This window comes from Dolichospermum sp. UHCC 0260, from assembly GCF_009711985.1.
Lineage (GTDB): Bacteria > Cyanobacteriota > Cyanobacteriia > Cyanobacteriales > Nostocaceae > Dolichospermum > Dolichospermum lemmermannii.
The window spans coordinates 57115-62935 of sequence record NZ_VIKZ01000046.1; the positions used below are offsets into that span (position 1 = coordinate 57115).

Sequence of the window (5821 nt, forward strand, 5' to 3'; positions counted from 1 at the left end):
GCCTAATAATTTGAGTTCACCAATCCCTTTTTTGTCGGTAAAAGTGATGCGTCGCTTTGTTTTGTGTAGCTTCCATACTGATGTTTTATATTCAACAGAACGGCAATCTTTTTGAAAACGAGGAAACCCCTTCTTGCCAGATTTATTAGATTGACAATTGTTGTAAAACCTTGATATAGCAGACCATCCACGTTCTGCGGCTGATTGTACTGCCATTGAATTTAATTCAGCAGCAAAGCTAAATTCTTGGCGTAGTTCTGTTGAATACTTGTTAAGAGCAAACTTATCAATTTTGAGTTCCCGCGGGGCATCCATCCAATATCTAATCACTTTATTGCGAATGAATTGGGTGGTACGAATTGCATCGTCTATGGCGTTGTATTGATCTTGTTTACCTTTAACTTTGTATTCTAGAACTAGCATTGATTTAACCTTGAACAATCAACTTGATTTGGTTTCGACCTGCGTTTATTATACAATATATACAAAATGTCAGTGCAGGATAGATCCTGCACCTAGCCTTCATCCCGCAGCTGTTGCACAGGTGTGTCCTCCTGAGTCGGACACGCCTTCAAGGGTTTTCGGCATTCTCCTTATAAATTATAATGATGATATCTGTTACAAGGCTTGCTATAAATGGGCGGAGAATCATAGCTATAAAAATTGATCCTCAACATAGACTTTTTAAAAGACAATATGGCGGAAAACCCTACAGCCTAACTGCCAACAACGACTTTCATAGATTTGTTAGACTGAACACACCAGGATTTTTTTTCAGTCACATCTGTAGATAACGCCAGCAGACGAGGCACTTCATGCTTACAAACACCCTACTTCTCTCAAATCAACTTCCCAGTTTACAATATTCATCCACCACAGAACGCTTCGATGACACTTGGGAAGCCCCCCTGGCAACCCTTTTGGGACTAGGACGCGCTGCCGGTGCTGATTTTGTGGAATACTTCTTAGAACGTCGCAACTACATCAGTTGTTTAGCCGAAGAAGATACCATTACCAGCATTTCCCCCAATTTAGCTACCGGTGCAGGAGTGCGAGTATTTCGTGGCAAAGCTGACTGCTACGTTAGCACCAATAACCTCACATTTGCCGGTTTAAAAGCTGCTTTAGAAAAAGCTCTTTCCATCTTAGGCTTACAACTACCCGGACCGAGTGCCTTCATTCCCGAAATCAACCTAGAACTACTCAGAGACTACGCCAGCAAACGCGGTAAAGACGGTTGGCTACCCTTGTGTAGTTCTATCAGCGAAATGGGAGAAGTCCTCCTTGATGGTACAGCCCAACTTAATAAAAAAGCTACCCACGTCCAATCCCGCCGCGCTTCCTACTTCCGTGACTGGCAAGAAGTATTAGTTGCTGGTAGTGACGGAACATTTGCCCGTGATATCCGCCTCACCCAGTCCGTGGGCTTTAATCTCCTTTGTGCTGACGGTGCTAACCGTTCTTCCATTGGTGAACGGGCTGGTAACACCAGTGACGCTAACTTCCTGAGAACCTGGGATTATCAACAAGCCTCCGAACAAATCGCCGAATCTGCTGGTAAAATGCTTTACGCAGATTACGTAGAATCAGGAACTTACCCGATTATCATGGCCAATCACTTTGGCGGTGTAATTTTCCACGAAGCTTGCGGACACCTTTTAGAAACCACCCAAATTGAACGCAAAACCACACCATTTGCCGACAAAAAAGGTGAAAAAATTGCCCACGAAAGCTTAACAGCTTGGGACGAAGGCCGCGCCGATAATGCCTTCGGGACAATTGATATGGACGACGAAGGAATGCCCGCCCAAAGAACATTATTAATTGAAAAAGGCATCCTCAAAAACTTCCTCGCTGATAGAACCGGTTCAGTGCGGACTGGACACCCCAGAACAGGCAGTGGCCGCCGGCAAAATTACACTTTTGCTGCCGCTAGTCGGATGCGAAATACCTATATTGATTGTGGAGAACACACAACAGAAGACCTATTTGCCTCCGTTGATAAAGGTATTTACTGTAAGAAAATGGGTGGCGGAAGTGTAGGAGCAACAGGTCAATTTAACTTTAGCGTTGATGAAGCTTACCTAATAGAAAATGGCAAAATTACCAAACCATTAAAAGGTGCTACCCTCATCGGAGAAGCCAAGGAAATCATGAATAAAATTTCCCTATGTTCCCAAGATTTAGAACTAGCTCCCGGCTTCTGTGGTTCAGTCAGCGGTAGCATTTACACCACCGTTGGACAACCCCATATTAAGGTTGATTCTATTACTGTTGGTGGCAGATAAAAATCATCAGATGAAAAACAGATAAACCATACATATTATCTGTTCTCATCATTAATTCTTTTCTTCCTTTGCGCCTTTGCTCCTTTGTACCTTTGCGCGAAACTTTCATCTTAAAATGTAATCATGTCTAACATTCAAGAAATCGCAACCTACGCTCAAGAAAATGCTGCTAAACTGGGCATTAAAAAGTTTGATATTTACGGTTCAACTGTAGATGATACTAGCGTTCAAGTTGACCAAGGTGAACCCAAACAAGTCAAAGCTTCCAATCGTTCTGGGGTAACAGTTCGGGTTTGGAATGAAGAAAATACAATGGGTGTTACCAGCACCACAGATGTAGATGCTCAAGGATTAGAATTAGCTTTAAAAACTGCTTACGAAGCGAGTTTTTTTGGTGTGAAAGAAAATGTTCCTGATTTTAGTCCAGAAGCAACTATTCCTATTCCTAATACACATCAGAAAAAAGCCCTGCAAGCACCTGTTTCTGAACTAATAGAAAAACTATTAGTAGCAGAAAAAGAATTAATGGCAAAACATCCTGCGATTACAAGTGTGCCTTATAATGGTTTAGCACAAAGAGATATTGACAGATTTTATCTCAATAGTGATGGTGCTGTGAGAACTGAATCTCATTCTTTAGCTTCTATTTATTTGTACAGCAAAACTGAAGAGGAAAATAAAAAACCTCGCAGTGCTGGTGCTTATCGAGTCAAGGAAAGTGTAGCCGATTTAGATATTGCAGGTTGTATTCAAGAAACTGCTGATAAAACCATCAGTCATTTGCATTATGAAAAAATCAAAACTGGTAAATATCAAGTAGTTTTCTCTCCTGAAGCTTTTTTAAGTTTGTTGGGGGCTTTTTCCAATTTATTTAACGCCCAAAGTATTCTGGATAATCAAAGTTTATCAAAAACTGATGATATCGGGAAAGAACTGGCTTCACCTTTACTTTCAGTTTATGATGATGCTTTACACCCCGCTAATATTGGGGCTGAAAGTTTTGATGGTGAAGGTACTCCCACCCGGCAAATTAAGTTAATAGAAAAGGGCATTTTAACTAGCTTTTTGCATAGCGCGGGAACTGCAAAACGGTTAAATGCTCAACCTACAGGTAATGCTAGTATTGGCGCAAAAGTGAGTGTCAGTCCCAATTTTTATCACGTTTTTGCAGCAGGAACTCCAGAGAAAGAATTGAGTTTGGAAACTGCGGAAAATGTGATTTTAATTGATGATTTACAAGCTCTTCATGCGGGTGTTAAGGCTTTACAAGGTTCTTTTTCTTTACCTTTTGATGGTTGGTTAATTAATAAGGGTGAAAAAACCAGTATTGAGTCGGCAACTGTAGCTGGTGATTTCTTAGAACTTTTGAAATCAATTGTTTATGTAGAAAAAGAAGTTGAGTTAACACCAGCAGGAGTTGCACCGAGAGTTTGGGTGAGTGAACTTTCTATTACTGGAGATTAATATCTTTTTTTACTCTGTGCGTCTGTGGTTTAAGGTTAATTTATCGAACCACAGAGGCACAGAGGACACGGAGGAATGAGATTAAGGAGAAATTTTTTCACCGTTGCTTAATTTAGCGGCAGTTTTAGGGGAACTGTTCGTTAATCAAGTTAATAATTCGCTTAATTCCTTGTGTAATTAGAAAGTGAATCTATTGAAAATATTGAAATTTCTCAAAAACTTTGACAAAAGCTTTGGTATCATGGCCTCAAATTAATCAATTTGAGGCTTTTTATTGACATCGAACTTAGTCCAGGTTCTATCAATTTGCAGGTCTTGTTCTAGTTGCAATGCTTCATTTAATACTGCATTGGTGAAGTTTATACTTTTCAAGTAAGTTTGGCAAGCTGCCACTGGTACTGTCAAGACATCACTCCAGGCTTGTTCTGCTTTGTGAAAATCTTGAATCTTTAAGCTATTTGCAAAAGATAAGCTACTATTTATTAAACCTAATTCCTGGATTTCTGATATTACTGATGGTTCTTCACCTAACCCATAATGATAGTCTCTAACGGTCAGGAGACAGTCATAAATCTGGCGCGATAGTCTGTTACCAACTAGCTGTAGCAAGTTACAAGCTAACGCTGGGATAATGTGCCATGTTTCAGCTAATAAATCTCGTTCTAGTCCAGATATTTTCGCAGGAATTAGCAAATCTACATCACTGAGAAAATCTGTTTCTCCTGATAGCAACATGACAGAAAAAATTAGCCACTCCTCATTTGTATCTAGAATTGCTTCAGGTTCTTTGACAATCATTACATAGCGCGGTGGTGAGTTGCCTGCCAAAAAACTTTGTGCTGAGGAAGAGTAAAAAGTCTCTTGTTCTTGACTTGAGAATTTTAGAGGACTTCTTACTAAGCGACTCACTTCCCAAATTTCTCCAGGTTGTGGGATTGGCATATTAGACGCTTGCCTGTTTAAAAATGTGGATTTACTCAAGTTTACACGCATATATTTAGTTTCCCGACAAAAATTAACAATGAGCCGGGATTCTGGGTGTAGTCGCATCCAATCCCATATATTATGTAACGTTCGGACGCTTCTAAATATCAGGATTTACTCTCATTTCAATCAATTTGAGTATTTTATTCACTTACCACTGCTTTGTTGAACGATTGTATTCTCTCTTTTGCTGGCGATTTTCTTGCAGTTTGCCCTTGAAATCTTCAACTTTAAGTAGTCCTAAAGAATCAGCAATCCGTCCTAAAAGTTCCTGCCATCGTTTGGATATTTCACTCTGACTAACTCTCAATTCTCCAGCTAGTTGAGTTTGTGTTTTTCCATCAATTTTACCTTGCCATAATTTCAGATAGTTTTGGCGTGGATATTGTTGATCTAGTTGATAAATTGCCTCTATTGCTTTGAGAATTAAATCTGCCCTTTCTGTTGATTCTAAGATGTTAAATTCATCAGGAATTGTATCTAACAGGGCTATATCTGTTCCAGGGATATTGCCATCTAAACTTTGGCATTTTCGCAGATTTTCTTGACGGACAAAATCAATAATCGCACAGCGGGCTACTGTAGCAGCCCAGCGATAAAATTCTTCTAATCCTCCTTCTCTAAACTTTCCAGATTGCAGACCCTGAAATATTTTTAAATGGGCATTTTGAACCGCATCTTCCCAAGATATGCCTGTACCCCTAGTGTATTTGTTAGCAATTTTTTTTAATCTCTGGCGATAGTTTGAGTCAAGCCAAGTCTCTGAAGAATAAGACCATGATTCCTGCGCTGATAACATACAATATGTCCTTGATAAATAGGCTATTAACTAGGCAACAAATAGTCTTTCCAATGTGCAAATTGCTGAATAACAGGATTATTTTTGTGAAAATTGGAGCGTAAATTCAACTTGCTTGAATAACGCTTTCACCAACCAATATATAAATTCAGCATTTAGACTTTTTTCTCAAATAAGGAAATGTAGAGAATGTTGATTAACACCATATAAATTTATGGGTTTGAAACCAAATCTTTTTTCTCTATATTTTCTTACTTACATTCCATGTCTCACACTAACTGCATAG

4 protein-coding genes and 1 pseudogene are annotated in these 5821 nt (G+C 39.4%); 2 read left to right on the forward strand and 3 right to left on the reverse strand.

What is annotated here, in order from left to right:
* Positions 1 to 423: pseudogene (locus FJR08_RS17290) on the reverse strand (RNA-guided endonuclease TnpB family protein); the annotation flags it as partial.
* Positions 424 to 815: 392 nt separating this feature from the next.
* Here FJR08_RS17290 and FJR08_RS17295 point away from each other — a divergent pair.
* Both FJR08_RS17295 and FJR08_RS17300 read left to right on the forward strand, forming a co-directional pair.
* On the forward strand, positions 816 to 2288 hold the full coding sequence (locus FJR08_RS17295) for a TldD/PmbA family protein (RefSeq protein ID WP_168633993.1): 1473 nt from the start codon (positions 816 to 818) through the stop codon (positions 2286 to 2288).
* Positions 2289 to 2411: 123 nt separating this feature from the next.
* Positions 2412 to 3752, forward strand: a complete 1341-nt coding sequence (locus FJR08_RS17300; protein ID WP_168633994.1) for a TldD/PmbA family protein — start codon at positions 2412 to 2414, stop codon at positions 3750 to 3752.
* Between the two features lie 252 nt (positions 3753 to 4004).
* On the opposite strand, the gene FJR08_RS17305 is transcribed toward FJR08_RS17300, so the two are convergent.
* Both FJR08_RS17305 and FJR08_RS17310 read right to left on the reverse strand, forming a co-directional pair.
* Positions 4005 to 4694 (reverse strand): hypothetical protein, encoded by a 690-nt coding sequence (locus FJR08_RS17305; protein ID WP_254435784.1) that lies wholly within the window; start codon positions 4692 to 4694, stop codon positions 4005 to 4007.
* Positions 4695 to 4887: 193 nt separating this feature from the next.
* Positions 4888 to 5535: a sigma-70 family RNA polymerase sigma factor gene (locus FJR08_RS17310; RefSeq protein ID WP_168633996.1), complete on the reverse strand. Its 648-nt coding sequence runs from the start codon at positions 5533 to 5535 to the stop codon at positions 4888 to 4890.
* Positions 5536 to 5821: the final 286 nt, after the last annotated feature.

Coding starts and splice junctions, on each gene's coding strand:
- FJR08_RS17300 (WP_168633994.1), top strand. CDS start 2,412: ATGTCTAACATTCAAGAAATCGCAACCTACGCTCAAGAAAATGCTGCT.
- FJR08_RS17310 (WP_168633996.1), bottom strand. CDS start 5,535: ATGTTATCAGCGCAGGAATCATGGTCTTATTCTTCAGAGACTTGGCTT.
- FJR08_RS17295 (WP_168633993.1), top strand. CDS start 816: ATGCTTACAAACACCCTACTTCTCTCAAATCAACTTCCCAGTTTACAA.
- FJR08_RS17305 (WP_254435784.1), bottom strand. CDS start 4,694: ATGCCAATCCCACAACCTGGAGAAATTTGGGAAGTGAGTCGCTTAGTA.